Here is a 14,356-nt window from a genome sequence, read left to right as displayed (position 1 = left end):
ACAAAAGGCCTCACATGCTCGAAAAGACCCCCATCCGCTCCCTGATCACGCTGGTCACCCTGGCCATCGGCGCCAGCCTCACCGGCTGCGTCGTGGCGCCGGTGCCTGCCCGCCCGGTGGTGGTGAACCCCGGACCGGTCTATGTCGCGCCAGCACCGGCCCCGGTGTATGTGGCCCCTGCCTATGCCAGCCCGGGCGTGGGCTGGGTCTGGATCCAGCACCCGCGCTACGGCTGGGGCTGGCACCACCCCGATCACGGCTGGCACCGCGGCTGGCGCTGAGCGTCAACCCAGGCCGCTCAAGCGGGCTGGGCAGCCAACCAGCGCAACACGCCCTGCCCTGCCCGGCGGCCGGTCGCGGCGCAGGCCGTCAGCAGATAGCCGCCCGTGGGCGCCTCCCAATCCAGCATCTCGCCGGCACAGAACACGCCCGGGCATGAGCCCAGCATCAGGTCGGCATCCAGTCCCTCGAAGGCCACGCCGCCTGCCGTGCTGATGGCCTCGTCCAGGGGACGGGTAGCAACCACGGTGATGGGCAAGCCCTTGATGGCTGCGGCGAGCTGGGTCGGGTCGTTCATCTGCTCGCGGCTCAGCAGCTCGTTGAGCACCCCCATCTTGATGCCGTCCAGCCCCAGCCGCCCTTTCAGGTGGCTGGACAAGGAGCGGGAACCCCGGGGATGCCGCACTTCGGCCAGCACCCGCTCGGCCGAATGGTCGGGCAAGAGATCCAGCTCGAAAGTGGCGCTGCCGTGCTGTTCGATGCCACGACGCAGGGCTGGCGACACCGCATAGACCAGGCTGCCCTCCACCCCGCTGGCGGTGGCCACAAACTCGCCGCGACGCTCAAACACCCGCCCCTCGCCGTCCACATGCCGCAGCGCCACCGATTTGAACGGCTGGCCGGCAAAGCGCTCGGCAAAGAAGGGGGTCCAGCCGGTCTTGGGGGCGGCCTCATGGCCCAGCAGCTCGCCCAGGAACTCGCGCCGTGACTCGCCCCTTGACTCACCCTGCCCGCGCGCCGTGGCGGCCACCTCAAAACCGCAATTCGAGGGCCGCAGCGGCGCCACGGCCACGCCACGCGCCTGCAGCCAGGGCACCCAGGCCCCGTCCGACCCCAGACGCGCCCAGCTGGCGCCGCCCAGCGCCAGCACCACGGCCCGAGCCGACACCGTCACCGCCCCTTGCGGGCCCTGCAGCAGCAAGCCGCCCGAGGCGTCCCAGCCCAGCCAGCGGTGCCGCATGTGGAACTGAACCCCCAGGCCGCGCAGGCGATGCAGCCAGGCCCGCAACAACGGTGCCGCCTTCATGTCGGTCGGGAACACGCGCCCCGAGCTGCCCACAAAGGTCGCTATGCCCAGGCCGGCGGCCCAGGCCCGCCACTCGGGGCCGCCCCAATCGTGCATGGAGGGCTCCAGGGCCGCGCGGGCCTCGGCATAGCGGCTCATGAAAGGTTCGTGCGGCTCGGAATGCGTGAGGTTCAAGCCCCCCTTGCCCGCCAACAGAAACTTGCGCCCCACCGAGGGCATGGCGTCGTACAGGTGCACCGCCACTCCGGCGCTGGCCAGCACCTCGGCCGCCATCAGGCCGGCCGGGCCGCCCCCGACCACCACCACAGGGGCTGCGCCCGGGTGCGCAGAAGGAGCGGCCGATGGGGCCACGGAAGAAATCGAAGAAGCAGCAGAGGTCATGGGGGCAGGCAGATCAGAAAAAAGTCAAGGCGGGCACCGTGCGGCGGCGTCGCCAGGGGTGCAAGTATGCGTGACGCAAGCCCCGCTGGCCTCGCCCACGGCCAGCAGGACACAACAGCCCAAAACCCGCAGAATGTTCTGATGGCTTTTGCCTATGTCGCCCATAGGCGCGAGATGCCCCATCAAAGGACTTGGTTTCTGTCACAATGCCGCCAACTCAAGCGCATCACTCCTTTTCTTACGCTTCATCCCAAGGAAACGACACCATGGCCAGCGACCTGATCAAACACATCTCCGACGCCTCCTTCGAAGCCGACGTTCTGCAAGCCGACAAGCCCGTGCTGGTCGACTACTGGGCCGAATGGTGCGGCCCCTGCAAGATGATCGCCCCCATCCTCGACGAAGTGGCTGCCGGCTACGAAGGCAAGCTGCAGATCGCCAAGATGAATGTCGACGAAAACCGCGACATCCCGGCCAAGTTCGGCATCCGTGGCATCCCCACGCTGATGCTGTTCAAGAACGGCAATCTGGCAGCCACCAAGGTCGGCGCTTTGAACAAGGCGGCCCTCACCGCTTTCATCGACCAGCAACTGGCCTGATACCCCTGTGGCCCGCCCTGTGCGGGCCGTGTTTTGCAGGCGCCCGCTGCGCTGAAACGGGCGGCCTGATTTTCCTGTCATAATCAGCGCAATTCATCGGATGGCAGACCAACCTTCCGAATCGAATGTCCGGTTTGCGAGGCCTCTCTCGCCTCCCCCCAAACCTCCCCCGAATCAGTCAGCCCGCAAGGGATTTTTTGGCGACCCACTGTCCGGGTCAGTCCACGCAGGACCCTCCATGCATTTGAACGAACTCAAGGCACTCCATGTGTCTGAAGTGTTGAAGCAAGCCGAAGAGCTTGAGATCGAAAACACGGGCCGCATGCGCAAACAGGAGCTGATGTTTGCGATCATCAAGAAGCGCGCCAAGGCCGGCGAGCAGGTGTTCGCCGACGGCGTCCTGGAAATCCTGCCCGATGGTTTTGGCTTTCTGCGCAGCCCGGACAGCAGCTACACCGCCAGCACCGACGACATCTACATCTCGCCCAGCCAGGTGCGCCGTTTCAACCTGCACACCGGCGACATGATCGAAGGCGAAGTGCGCACGCCCAAGGATGGCGAGCGCTACTTTGCCCTGACCAAGCTCGACGCCGTCAACGGTGGCCCCCCGGAGCAGAACAAGCACAAGGTGATGTTCGAAAACCTCACGCCACTGTTCCCCAAGGAGCAGATGCGGCTTGAGCGCGAGATCAAGAGCGAAGAGAACATCACCGGCCGCATCATCGACATCATCTCGCCCATCGGCCGCGGCCAGCGCGCGCTGATCGTGGCGCCGCCCAAGAGCGGCAAGACGGTGATGATGCAGCACATCGCCCACGCCATCACGGCCAACAACCCCGACGTGCACCTGATGGTGCTGCTGGTGGACGAGCGCCCTGAAGAAGTGACCGAAATGCAGCGCTCGGTGAAGGGCGAAATCATCGCATCCACCTTCGACGAGCCCGCCGCCCGCCACGTGCACGTGGCCGAGATGGTGATCGAGCGCGCCAAGCGCCTGGTCGAGCTGAAGAAAGACGTGGTCATTCTGCTCGACTCCATCACCCGCCTGGCCCGCGCCTACAACAACGTCGTGCCCTCGTCGGGCAAGGTGCTGTCGGGCGGTGTGGACTCCAACGCCCTGCAGCGCCCCAAGCGCTTCTTCGGCGCGGCCCGCAAGGTCGAAGAAGGTGGCTCGCTGACCATCATCGCCACCGCCCTGGTCGACACCGGCAGCCGCATGGACGAAGTGATCTTTGAAGAATTCAAGGGCACCGGCAACTGCGAAATCCACCTGAGCCGCCGCCTGTACGAAAAGCGCGTGTTCCCGGCCATCGAGCTCAACAAGAGCGGCACCCGCCGCGAAGAGCTGCTGCTGGCCCCCGAGATCCTGCAAAAGACCCGCATCCTGCGCCAGTTCATGTACAACATGGACGAGATCGAGTCGATGGAACTCATGATCAAGAACATGAAGGCCACCAAGACCAACGTCGACTTCTTCGACATGATGCGCCGCGGCGGCTGACCCGCCCCGGCCCCGGCGCCCCGAACAGGGGCGCACCCGAATCCCGCACGCCTTGCCGCCTGCGGGATTTTTTTTGGCTCATCAGAGGCCCGACTGAAAGGATGCAGTTCCGCCGGAAGCCATGCCTCCAGCACACAGGGACAGGCAGGCCATCAAACGCTGCTCAACGAACCTGACAAAGCTGCGCAGAGCCGCCATCGACCCATTGCTGCCATTCGGCGCCTCGGCCGTGTCAGCACCTTCGCACCATTTGCCCCCACTGCTACCGTGCAGCCGGCATCTGACCATCAGATGGATCACCGAATGCAGGATGGACGCGGAACAGAAGGGAAAACGACAGCCCATGGCAAACACGATCACCCAGCGCTCTTACCCCCTGGGCTACACAGGCTCACCCTGCTCGAACTGCACAAACTGGCTGTTGCACCCTTTCCCGAAGGGACCCGACGTCACCTTCTGTTTGACAGGCTGGCGACCTGGACGGCAGCCGTCAACTCATTGAACGTGCGCGGCACGCTCTGGCTTGACGGGTCTTTCCTGACCCAAAAGCCTGATCCGGATGACATTGATTGCGTGCTTTGGAACCCCCATTGGGCCCAAGCAAGCGCTCCAACCCAGGCCCATCGGCAAATGCTGCAGCGCCTGTTTGATCAACCCACTGCAAGAGCGATTTACGGTCTGGACTTCTACCTCGAACTACCGCAATCTGACGAAACTTTTCATCGCGAAGCCTATTGGCGCGGCGTATTGGGCTTTGCACGCGACCGGATCACGGCCAAAGGATTCGCGGAGCTATCTCTATGAACAGCCAATTTCTCCGAAACCACGCCAGCACACTGACCGAATTTGCCCAAAAAACACGCGAGCGAGCCCACCACGCTCCGGACGATTTTTTCTTGCAACTGGCCGCCCAAGTTCAAGAAGACGCTGCACACGACACGCAGCGCGCACTGGCCCTTGCCCTGGCCGAAGAGGCGGGCGAACTGGTTGACCTGCGCCTGATCGGACCCCAGGCCAATGGCAGCATTTCGCTGGACTGGTTCATCGCCGCCATGAGCCCCCTTTCGAAAGCCTTGAAACTGGCTGCGCACCGCCTGCGCTACGGACAGGACTCTGCTCGAGGCATAGGCGACGACGTGGTCGATGCACTCAACCTCAAGTTGTCGGGCTTGGCCTATGGATCAACACGCATCTTTGTAACAGGCAACGGCACCCCCGACCTCACCGGCGAAAACCTGCTGCAGGCCACCCTGACGCAGACCTTCAGCCTCTTGAACGCCAGCACCAACGACTTCTACGACGCCGTGGATGCCATCGGTGGAAAGTCAGCCCATCAGTTGAGCGAGTTCATGAAAGCGCTGAGCGATGCAGGACTGGCGGCGCAGGTCGCATGGCAATCCCCCAAAGGCATGCGTACCTGGGAGGGCCGTACCGATGAGATCATCCGCCTGCGAATGATGCTCGAGACCGTGCGAGAACCAGAGCGTTATCAGGAGACCATCGAAGGCCGGGTGGCCAGCATCACGGATACAGGCCGCCTCGACCTGCGCACCGACCATGGCAAGGTGTCGATCCGATTTCCTTTGCAACTGACCCAACAGGTGCAAGGCTTGACCATCACAACCCGTGCCCGGCTGCGCGTTGAAACGGCCAGGTACTGGGACAGTGTGGAAAAACGCGACATCTACAAACGCCAATTGATCAGCGTCGAGACCTGACTGGGGGATACGGCCAAGGGCCCTGTAGGTACACCAAGCATCAGTGGGCCAGGTGTGCCAGGTGGGCCAAGCACTGGGCCGCAAGCCAGCCCAGGCTCGGCGCAATTCCAAGGCCGTGCACCTTGGCGAGAAGGCGGATACCCGCGCGTCATCGAACCCCAGAGTCCGAATGAAGGGTATGGGCACATCAACGCTGAACGCACTGCAGAAAAGCCGCGAGCGCCCCACGGAAGACCGTTTTCTGGTGGCGACTTTGACCTGCGCTGGTGCACGCAGGCACCAAAAGCGCACGAAGAACGGCCTGACTCAGGGTTTTCAGGGTGTTCTTTCCTGGCCCGGAACCTGCTAAGTTGATAACTGTCGACAGTCTTCTGTCGAAGATCAACTCAAAACGGGGCATCTTGTACTAGGCAAGCACCCCGGCCAACCGGAAGGAAGCGTGCATGTCGACTGTGTCTACCCCCACCGCCCCAGAAGGCCAGAGCGAGCAGCAGGTTCGCCAGGACCTGGCCGCGGCCTACCGCCTGATTGCCCACTTCGGGCTGGATGACAGCATCTACACCCACATCTCGGCCCGCGTGCCCGGCACCCAGGACCAGTTCCTGATCAACCCCTACGGCCTGCTGTTCCGCGACATCACCGCCTCATCGCTGGTGAAGATCGATCTGGAGGGCCGGATCATCGAGCCCTCGCCCTATGACGTGAACCCGGCCGGCTTCACCATCCACAGCGCGGTGCATTCGGCCCGCCATGACGCCCAATGCGTGCTGCACACCCACACCGTGGCCGGCGTGGCGGTGTCGTCGCTGCAGGATGGGTTGCAGCCCTGCAACCAGTGGGCGCTGCAGTTCTACAACCGGGTCGTCTACCACGAGTTCGAGGGCATCGCCCTCGACCTGGACGAGCGCGAACGCCTGATCGCCGACCTGGGCCCCACGGCCCGCGCCATGATCCTGCGCAACCACGGCCTCATGACGCTGGGCCGCACGGTCTCCGAAGCGCTGATCCTGATGCTCAACCTCGACCGCGCCTGCCGGGTGCAACTGGCCATCCAGGGCAGCGGCCAGCCGGTTCGCCTCGTCTCGCCCGAGGTGTGCGAGCGCACGGCCCGCCAGTACGAGAGCGGCGACAGCAACCGCCTGCCTGGCCAGGCCGACCCCAACCAGCGCGAATGGCTGGGCCTGCTCAAGCACCTGGAGCGCCCCGCGCCCAGCAGTTTCCGCGACTGATCCCCTCTGTCATCCAAGCGCATTCCTGCCCCACCCTCACCCACAAAGGACTCCTGCCATGAAGCGTCGTGAAATGATTCAACTCGGTGCCAGCGGACTCGGCCTGTCTGGACTCGGCCTGTCCCTGGCTGGCATTCCCCTGAGCGTGCTCGCCCAGGACCGCAAAGGCGGTGTGCTCAACGTGCTGGTGCAGCCCGAACCCCCGGGCCTGATGCTGGGCATGGTGCAGAACGGCCCCACGCAACTGATCGCGGGCAACATCTACGAAGGCCTGCTGCGTTACGACGAGAAGCTCAACCCGCAGCCCCTGCTGGCCACCGCCTGGACCATGAGCAAGGACGGCCTGGTCTACACCTTCAAGCTCAAGCCCGGCGTGAAGTGGCACGACGGCAAGCCCTTCAGCTCGGCCGATGTGGTGTTCTCGGTCGACGTGTTCCTGCGCAAGACCCACGCCCGCCTGCGCGGCAACCTGGAGTGCCTGGACACCGTGCGCGCCATCGACCCGCTGACGGTCGAATTCAAGCTCAAGTATCCCTTCGGCCCCTTCCTGGGCCTGTTCGAGACCGGCACCATGCCCATGGTGCCCAAGCATGTCTACGAGGGCACCGACTTCGCCACCAACCCGGCCAATGCCACGCCGCTGGGCACGGGCCCGTTCAAGTTCAAGGAGTGGGTCAAGGGTTCGTACATCCAGCTGGTGGCCAACGAGGCCTACCACACGCCTGGCCAGCCGCTGCTGGAAAGCCTGTACTTCCACGTGATCCCCGACGCCGCCTCGCGGGCCGCGGCCTTCGAATCGGGCAAGGTCGACGTGGTGCCCGGCGGCGCGGTCGAGTTCTTCGACGTGGTGCGCCTGTCCAAGCTGCCCGGGGTGACGCTGACCACCAAGGGCTGGGAGTTCTTCTCGCCCCATTCGTGGCTGTGGCTTAACAACCGCAAGGCCCCGATGAACAACGTCAAGTTCCGTCAGGCCGTGATGTTTGCCATCGACCGCGAGGCCATGGCCAAGATCGCCTGGCAGGGCTTTGCCAAGCCCGCCACCGGCCCCTTCAACAGCCACATCAAGTACTACAGCGACGACGTGGCCAAGTACCCGCGCAACCTCGAGAAGGCCAAGCAGTTGCTGGCCGAATCGGGCTACAAGGGCGAGCCGCTGAAGCTGCTGCCCCTGCCCTATGGCGAGTCGTGGCAGCGCCAGGCCGAGATCGTGCGCCAAAACCTCACTCAGGCCGGCATCAAGATCGAACTCACCGGCACCGACGTGGCGGGCTGGAACCAGCGCCTCAACGAGTGGGACTACGACATCGCCTTCACCTACGTCTACCAGTACGGTGACCCGGCCCTGGGCGTGGCCCGCAACTACACCAGCAGCAACATCGCCAAGGGCTCGCCCTTCAATAACGTCGAGGGTTACAGCAACAGCCGCGTCGACGCCCTGTTTGCCGCCGGCGCCCGCGCCACCGACCCTGAATCGCGCGCCAAGGCCTACCTGGAGGTGCAGAAGCTGCTGCTGGAAGAAGTGCCCGTGGCCTGGTTGCACGAGATCAACTTCCCCACGCTGTACCGCAGCAAGGTCAAGAACCCGATCAGCTCGGGCATCGGCCTGAACGACAGCCTGAGCCGCGCCTCGCTGACCTGAGCCCAAGCCCCCCCCAGCCGCCCCACCTACTTGCCGGATCTGCCCATGAAACGTCTGCAGTACATGCTCACCCGCATCGTGCAGGGCCTGCTGGCCCTGATGCTGATCGCCACCGTGAACTTCCTGCTCATCCGCGCCGCCCCCGGCGACCCGGTGTCGGTGCTCGCGGGCGAGGCCGGGGCCTCGGACGCCCAGTTCGTGGCCCAGTTGCGCAAGGAGTTCGGGCTGGATCAGCCCCTGTCCACCCAGCTCGGCCACTACCTGGGCCACGTGGCCACGCTGGACCTGGGCTGGTCGTACCGGCAACAGCAGCCGGTGCTCAAGCTGATCGCCGACCGCCTGCCCGCCACCCTGCTGCTGACCGGCAGCGCCTTTGCCCTGTCGCTGCTGTTCGGGGTGGCCCTGGGGGCCATGGCCAGCCGGCGGGTGGGCAGCTGGCTGGACAGCGCCATCACGGTGGTGGCGCTGATCTTCTTTGCCACACCGCTGTACTGGCTGGCCATGATGGCGGTGCTGATCTTCACCGTGCAGCTCGACTGGCTGCCGGGCTTCGGCTTCTTCACGGTCGGCACCTCGCTGAGCGGGCTGGACCGGGTGCTGGACATCGGCAAGCACCTGATCCTGCCGGCGCTCACCCTGGCCCTGTTCTACATGGCCGTGTACGCCCGCATGACGCGCGCCTCGATGCTCGAGGTGGCGCAGATGGATTTCGTCAAGACGGCCCGCGCCAAGGGCGTGCCCCCGGGCCGCATCCAGCGCAACCACATCCTGCGCAACGCCCTGCTGCCCGTGGTCACCCTGGCCGGCATCCAGGCCGGCGGGATGATCGGCGGCGCCGTGCTGACCGAAACCGTGTTTGCCTGGCCCGGCATCGGCCGCCTGATGTTCGACGCCCTGCTGCAGCGTGACTACAACCTGCTGCTGGGCTGCTTCCTGGTCACCGCCGCCGTGGCCGTGCTGTTCAACCTGCTCACCGACCTGGTCTACACCCTGGTCGATCCGCGCATCGAAATGGCCTGAGGTCTTCCATGAGCCAAGCTTCCAAGAACTCCTTCTGGCGCCGCTTCCGGCGCAACCGCGGCGCCCTGTTCGGCCTCATCGTGCTGATGCTGGTGGCGCTGGTGGTGGCCTTCGGGCCGCTGCTGGCGGCCCACGACCCCTGGGACATGGTCGAGCAGCCCTTTTTGCAGCCCGGGCAGCAAAACGGCTTCGCCCTGGGCACCGACACCATGGGGCGCGACATCCTGTCGGGCGTGGTGCTGGGGGCACGGGTGTCGCTGCTGATCGGCATCGTGTCCACCCTGGTGTCGCTGCTGATCGGGGTCAGCATCGGCGCCGTGGCAGGCTACTTCGGGCGCTGGGTGGATGCCACGCTGATGCGCTTTACCGAGCTGTTCCAGGCCATCCCCAGCTTTGCCCTGGCCATCGTGCTGGTGGCCATCTTCGAGCCCTCGGTCAAGTCCATCGTGGCGGCCATTGCCATCGTCTCGTGGCCCCCGGTGGCGCGCCTGGTCCGCGGTGAATTCCTCACGCTGCGCCAGCGCGACTTTGTGGCCGCAGCCCAGCTGTCGGGCCAGAGCACGCCCCGCATCATCCTCACGCAGATCCTGCCGAACGCGGCCTCGCCCATCGTGGTGATGGCCTCGCTGATGGTGGCCACCGCGATCCTGCTGGAGTCCAGCCTGAGCTTTCTGGGCCTGGGCGACCCCAACCAGATGAGCTGGGGCTACATGGTGGGCTCGGCCCGCACCGTGCTGCGCCAGGCCTGGTGGATGGCCGTGTTCCCGGGCGCCGCCATCGTGCTCACCGTGCTGGCCCTCAACCTGGTCGGCGAAGGCCTCAACGACGGCCTGAACGCCCGCCTGGATGGGAGACGCTGATGAACGCCGTGCTGCAAACCACCACCGAGCCCTGTGCCGAGCCCCTGACCGGAAGCCACCCCATGCCTGCCAACGATCCCCTGCCCGACACCCCCGTGCTGGAAGTGCGCGGCCTCGACATCAAGCTGCCCTCGGGCGGCGACCGCCGCCTGGCCGTGCAGGGTGCCTCGTTCACGCTGCAGGCCGGCCAGACGCTGTGCGTGGTCGGCGAGTCGGGTTCGGGTAAATCGATGATTGCCAACGCCATCATGGGCCTGCTGCCACGCCCCCACGTCGAGCCCGTGGCCGGCCAGATCCTGTTTGACGGGCAAGACCTGTTGCAGCTCAGCGAAGCCCAGATGCGCGAGCTGCGCGGCCACCGCATCGGCATGGTGTTCCAGGAGCCCATGACCGCCCTCAACCCGGTGATGCGCATCGGCGAGCAGTTGGCCGAGGTGTTCGACGCCCACCTGAAGCTCGGCGCCGCCGAAAAGCGCCGCCGCATCCTGGCCGCCCTGGCCGATGTGGGCCTGCCCGACCCGGCCCTGCTGATCGACAGCTACCCCTTCCGCCTTTCGGGGGGGCAGCGCCAGCGCGTGATGATCGCCTGCGCCATGCTGCTGGAGCCCCGGCTGCTGATCGCCGACGAACCCACCACCGCGCTGGACGTCACCACGCAGGCGCAGATCCTCAAGCTCATGCGCGAGCTGCAGCAGCGCCGCGGCATGGCCCTGCTGTTCATCACCCACGATTTCGGGGTGGTGTCCGAGATCGCCGACCACGTGGTGGTGATGCAGACCGGCCAGGTGGTCGAGGCCGGCCCGGCCCGCCAGGTGCTGAGCCAGCCCAGCCACCCCTACACCCAGAAGCTGATCGCCGCCATTCCCCAGGGCGAGCCCGTGATCCGCGAGGGCGAACCCGACCCCATGCACGTGCTGCAGGTGCAGGACCTGTGCAAGACCTACACCTCGGGCGGCGGCCTGTTCCGCAAGGGGCGCCAGGTCAGCGCCGCAAAAAACGTCAACTTCGAACTGCGCCGCGGCCAGACCCTGGGCCTGGTGGGCGAGTCGGGCTCGGGCAAATCGAGCGTGGGCCGCTGCATCGTCGGCCTGGCGCCCTTCGAGTCGGGCCGCATCCTGTTCAAGGGCCGCAACCTGATGTCGGGCGCCGCGCTGCGCCAGCAGGCCAAGGGCAAGATCCAGATGGTCTTTCAAGACCCCTATGCCTCGCTCAACCCGCGCCACCGCATCGGCCCCACCCTGGCCGCCGGCCCCATCGCCCAGGGCGTGCCGCGCGACGTGGCCATGGCCCGGGCCCTGGAGCTGCTGCAACTGGTGGGCCTGGGCCCCGAGGCCGCCGACCGCTTTCCGCATGAGTTCTCGGGCGGGCAGCGCCAGCGCATCGGCATTGCACGCGCGCTGGCCATGGAGCCCGAACTGCTGGTGGCCGACGAACCCGTGTCGGCCCTGGATGTGTCGGTGCAGGCCCAGGTGCTCAAGCTGTTTGCCGAGGTGCGCGAGCGCTTCCAGCTGGCCATGGTCTTCATCACCCACGACCTGCGCGTGGCCGGCGAGATGTGCGACCACATCGCCGTGATGCAGCGCGGCCAGGTGGTCGAGTACGGCCCCAGCGCCGAGGTGCTGCGCAACCCGCAGCATGAGTACACCCGCCGGCTGATCGACGCCATCCCGCGCCTGAATGCCCACCAAGACTGAGCCCGCCCCATGCCCGCGCCCCTCACCATCGCGTTTCTGAGCAGCAACCTCGACTTCAGCTACCTGCTGCCCGCCTTCCAGACCCAGTTCCCCCAGGCCCGTCTGCGCCTGGGCACCGAGCTGGGCCCGCTGGAAGACATCGACGCCGCCGTCTGCTGGTACCCGCCCGAAGGCCTGCTGGCCCGCCTGCCCCGGCTGCGGCTGATCCAGTCGGTGGGCGCCGGCATCGACCACATCACGGCCGACCCGGCCCTGCCCGAGGTACCGGCGTGCCGCATCATCGACCCCGACATGGGGCAGGGCATGACCGCCTATGTCACCTGGGCCGTGATCCAGCACCAGCGCCACATGGGGGCCTACCTGCGCAGCGCCGCCGCGCGCCGCTGGGAAGAGCAGCCCGTGCAGCCGCCACGCCAGCACCGCGTCGGCATTGCTGGCCTGGGCACCCTGGGCCTGGCCTGTGCCGAGGCGCTGTTGAACATCGGCTACAGCGTGCGCGGCTGGAGCCGCACGCCCAAACGCAACACCCAAAGCGAACTGCCCGCGGGCCTGCAAGCCTTCCATGGCGAGGCCGGGCAGGCCGAATTCCTGGCCGGTTGCGACACCCTGGTGTGCCTGCTGCCGCTGACCGAAGACACCCGCGGCATCCTGGGCCAGCCGCTGTTCAATCAACTGCCTCGGGGTGCCCACCTGATCAATGTCGGGCGCGGTGCCCACCTGGTCGAGGCCGACCTGCTGGCCGCGCTGGCCAGCGGCCAGCTGGCCGCCGCCACCCTGGATGCCCTGACGCAAGAGCCCCTGCCCCCCGAACACCCCTTCTGGGCCGACCCGCGCATCCTCATCACCCCGCACATCGCCACCCGCACCGACCCGGCCGTGATTGCACGCCAGACCGCCGACAACCTGGCCCTGGTCGACGCCGGCCGGGCCGCCGAGGTGGCGGTCGACCTGCAACGCGGCTACTGAACCGCCCCCACCTTCCAGCCCCCAAGAAAGCCCCACCATGAATACCCCCAGCGAGCTGGCCGCCAAGGACATCGCGGCCCACCTGCACCCCTTCACCAACCTGGCCACCCACGCCGACGTCGGCCCGCTGGTGATCACGCGCGGCGACGGCATCCATGTCGAAGACGAGCAGGGCCGCCGCTACATCGAGGGCATGTCGGGCCTGTGGTGCAGCTCGCTGGGCTTCAGCCACCCGCGCCTGATCGCGGCAGGCACCCAGGCCCTGCAGACCCTGCCCTACTACCACACCTTCAACCACCGCTCCAACCCGGCGGTGGCGCAACTGGCCGAAAAGCTGCTGGCCCTGGCACCGGTGCCCATGGCCCGGGTGTTCTTTGCCAACTCGGGCTCTGAGGCCAACGACAGCGCGGTGAAGATGATCTGGTACTACCACAACGCCATCGGCAAGCCCGGCAAGAAGAAGATCCTGGCGCGCCAGCGCGCCTACCACGGCGTGACGGTGGCGGCGGCCAGCCTCAGCGGCCTGCCTGCCAACCACCAGGACTTCGACCTGCCGATAGACCGCATCAGCCATGTCGAGTGCCCGCACCACTACCGCTACGGCCTGCCGGGCGAAAGCGAGGCCGACTTTGCCACCCGCCTGGCCGATGCGCTGGAGCAGCGCATCCTGCAGGAAGGCCCCGACACCGTGGCCGCCTTCTTTGCCGAGCCGGTGATGGGCGCGGGCGGCGTGATCGTGCCGCCCGAAACCTACTTCGAGAAAGTGCAGGCCGTGCTGCGCAAGTACCAGGTGCTGCTGGTGGCCGACGAGGTGATCTGCGGCTTTGGCCGCACCGGCAACATGTTCGGCTCGACCACCTTCGGCCTGCAGCCCGACATCCTGACCTGCGCCAAGGCCTTGTCCTCGGGCTATGTGCCGATCTCCGCCGTGATGGTGTCGCCCGCCATCCACACCGCCCTGGCCGCCAACAGCGGGCGCATCGGCACCTTCGGCCACGGCTACACCTACTCGGGCCACCCGGTGGCCTCGGCCATCGCGCTCGAAACCCTCAAGGTGTACGAGGACGACGACATCCTGGCGCACGTGCGCGCGCTCGCGCCCGGCTTCCAGGCCCGGCTGCGCCAGTTCGGCCAGCGCCGCTGCGTGGGCGAAGCCCGTGGCGTGGGCCTGATCGGTGCCCTGGAGCTGGTGGCCGACAAGGCCAGCCGCCAGCCCTTTGCCCCCGCCCTCAAGGCCGGCCCACGCCTGGCCCAGCTGGCCCAGGAACAGGGCCTGATCGTGCGCGCCATGGGCGACACCGTGGCCCTGTGCCCGCCGCTGATCATCAGCGCGGCCGAGCTCGACACCCTGTTCGACCGGCTGGACCAGGCCTTCGACCTGTTCGAAGCCAGCCTGCCTACCTGAACTTCCAGCGCCGCCAGAAACGCCCCCAGCCCCCGGAG

Annotated in this window: 13 protein-coding genes; 12 read left to right on the top strand and 1 reads right to left on the bottom strand. The window is 66.5% G+C overall.

What is annotated here, in order from left to right; all coding sequences use genetic code 11:
* Positions 1-14 precede the first annotated feature (14 nt).
* A complete protein-coding gene (locus F624_RS0105505) occupies positions 15-281 on the top strand; it encodes a hypothetical protein (protein WP_019573272.1) in 267 nt (88 codons plus the stop codon).
* 17 nt (positions 282-298) lie between these two features.
* Here the strand turns inward: F624_RS0105505 and F624_RS0105500 are convergent, their stop codons facing one another.
* Complete coding sequence (locus F624_RS0105500; protein WP_157443329.1) at positions 299-1,687, bottom strand: TIGR03862 family flavoprotein; 1,389 nt, start codon at positions 1,685-1,687, stop codon at positions 299-301.
* A 266-nt stretch (positions 1,688-1,953) separates the two neighbouring features.
* Between F624_RS0105500 and trxA the strand changes: the two genes are divergently transcribed.
* From trxA to F624_RS0105450, 11 genes are all read left to right on the top strand, one after another.
* Positions 1,954-2,286: a thioredoxin TrxA gene (trxA, locus tag F624_RS0105495; RefSeq protein ID WP_019573270.1), complete on the top strand. Its 333-nt coding sequence runs from the start codon at positions 1,954-1,956 to the stop codon at positions 2,284-2,286.
* 238 nt (positions 2,287-2,524) lie between these two features.
* Positions 2,525-3,787: a transcription termination factor Rho gene (gene rho / locus F624_RS0105490; RefSeq protein ID WP_019573269.1), complete on the top strand. Its 1,263-nt coding sequence runs from the start codon at positions 2,525-2,527 to the stop codon at positions 3,785-3,787.
* A gap of 303 nt (positions 3,788-4,090) precedes the next feature.
* Positions 4,091-4,591 (top strand): DUF6932 family protein, encoded by a 501-nt coding sequence (locus F624_RS34670; RefSeq protein ID WP_157443328.1) that lies wholly within the window; start codon positions 4,091-4,093, stop codon positions 4,589-4,591.
* A gap of 92 nt (positions 4,592-4,683) precedes the next feature.
* Positions 4,684-5,505: a hypothetical protein gene (locus F624_RS0105485; RefSeq protein WP_169426546.1), complete on the top strand. Its 822-nt coding sequence runs from the start codon at positions 4,684-4,686 to the stop codon at positions 5,503-5,505.
* Between the two features lie 443 nt (positions 5,506-5,948).
* A complete protein-coding gene (locus tag F624_RS0105480; RefSeq protein WP_051107325.1) occupies positions 5,949-6,734 on the top strand; it encodes a class II aldolase/adducin family protein in 786 nt (261 codons plus the stop codon).
* A gap of 58 nt (positions 6,735-6,792) precedes the next feature.
* The gene (locus F624_RS0105475) at positions 6,793-8,373 is read left to right on the top strand and encodes an ABC transporter substrate-binding protein (protein ID WP_019573266.1); all 1,581 of its coding nucleotides are present in this window, start codon (positions 6,793-6,795) and stop codon (positions 8,371-8,373) included.
* Between the two features lie 45 nt (positions 8,374-8,418).
* A complete protein-coding gene (locus tag F624_RS0105470) occupies positions 8,419-9,393 on the top strand; it encodes an ABC transporter permease (protein ID WP_019573265.1) in 975 nt (324 codons plus the stop codon).
* A gap of 8 nt (positions 9,394-9,401) precedes the next feature.
* Positions 9,402-10,253 (top strand): ABC transporter permease, encoded by an 852-nt coding sequence (locus F624_RS0105465; RefSeq protein WP_019573264.1) that lies wholly within the window; start codon positions 9,402-9,404, stop codon positions 10,251-10,253.
* Between the two features lie 62 nt (positions 10,254-10,315).
* Positions 10,316-11,947, top strand: coding sequence for an ABC transporter ATP-binding protein (locus F624_RS0105460; RefSeq protein ID WP_031254203.1), 1,632 nt, complete (start codon positions 10,316-10,318; stop codon positions 11,945-11,947).
* Positions 11,948-11,956: 9 nt separating this feature from the next.
* Positions 11,957-12,913, top strand: a complete 957-nt coding sequence (locus F624_RS0105455; protein WP_019573262.1) for a 2-hydroxyacid dehydrogenase — start codon at positions 11,957-11,959, stop codon at positions 12,911-12,913.
* Positions 12,914-12,950: 37 nt separating this feature from the next.
* Positions 12,951-14,318 (top strand): aspartate aminotransferase family protein, encoded by a 1,368-nt coding sequence (locus F624_RS0105450; protein WP_019573261.1) that lies wholly within the window; start codon positions 12,951-12,953, stop codon positions 14,316-14,318.
* Positions 14,319-14,356 lie beyond the last annotated feature (38 nt).

Origin of the sequence: Curvibacter lanceolatus ATCC 14669 (assembly GCF_000381265.1) — a bacterium.
Taxonomy (GTDB): domain Bacteria; phylum Pseudomonadota; class Gammaproteobacteria; order Burkholderiales; family Burkholderiaceae_C; genus Curvibacter; species Curvibacter lanceolatus.
Note: the sequence above shows the minus strand (reverse complement) of the source record. Positions and strands in the feature narration are given on the sequence as shown.